The organism is Pseudovibrio sp. POLY-S9, from assembly GCF_001431305.1.
Lineage (GTDB): Bacteria > Pseudomonadota > Alphaproteobacteria > Rhizobiales > Stappiaceae > Pseudovibrio.
On sequence record NZ_LCWX01000063.1, the window covers coordinates 1 to 1057 of the forward strand.

At 54.4% G+C, this 1057-nt stretch carries 1 protein-coding gene; it reads right to left on the reverse strand.

Annotated features, from left to right (window positions below):
• Positions 1-15 precede the first annotated feature (15 nt).
• A protein-coding gene (locus PPL9_RS31100; RefSeq protein WP_152986591.1) for an IS630 family transposase occupies positions 16-974 on the reverse strand; the annotation gives its coding sequence in 2 pieces (ribosomal slippage) (positions 16-630 and positions 633-974; 957 coding nt in all).
• Between the last annotated feature and the right edge of the window lie 83 nt (positions 975-1057).

Below are 1057 nucleotides of genomic sequence, written 5' to 3' on the forward strand. Positions count from 1 at the left end.
TAAAGCGTTTCGAGATTAATTTGAGATGCATCCTGCGGCTTTGAAGTAGTTCCAGCATTCTGTCGGATTGTAGAGGTCGCAGATTTCCCCGATGGCATTAAAGACAGCCGTGAACGAGCGTGCGCCGATCCTTCGCAGGTGGGCTTTGAGCTTCGAGAAGGCCAGCTCAATCGGGTTCAGGTCCGGTGAATAAGGTGGCAGATAAAGGAACCAGCAGCCGTGCGCCTTTAAGGTGGCAGCTGCCTCTTTATTGTAGTGCGTAGCAAGATTGTCGAGTACGACCACGGTGCCGGGTTCGATTTCCGGCACCAGCACCTGGCGGATGTAAGCCGCAAAAGCCGGACCGTCCATCGCCCCCTTAATCACCCATGGCGCAATCAACGCATCTGTTGTCAAGCCTGCGATCAGCGTTTGCGTACCCCAACTCCCGAAGGGCGCGTCCATCACAAGTCGCTCGCCTCGGGCAGCCCAGCCTTTCTGGCGAGTAAGGTTTGTTTTTACGGCGGTTTCATCAATGAAGACAACGCGCTCAGGCAAGGTCTTGATGGCCGGGAGACGATGATCCAACCACTCAGCCCGACGCTGCTTTACTTTGACGTGCTGACGCTCGGTGGCGACCAGCGACTTTTTTTGTGCGTGAAGCCAAGACGCTTCAACAGGTGGGCTATGGCTGAATGATGCACACTCACACCCTCTGCATCAGCGAGCGCATCGCGTAATTCAAATAATGTAATATCAGGGTCTTGTCTCACCAACTCTTTGAAGAACCCGACATAGGCGGCGAGCTTGCCAGTTCCGGAAGGACGTCCCATCGGCGCGATGGGGGCAGAACCACAAACGCGGATTTGCCGCGCCCAACGAGATCCGGTTGCCGCAGATATCTGAAGGCGTCGTGAAGCCTCACGACCCGTCAATCCGCCCATGATCAGACGCGCAAAGCGTTCTCGCAGTTCTGTAGATAGTGGTGCTGGCATGCTGTGATCCTCCCGAACAGAGTGAATCACAAATCGAAGTTTTGGGGAATCTCATAGATTCAAACTTTGATCGAAACGCTTTA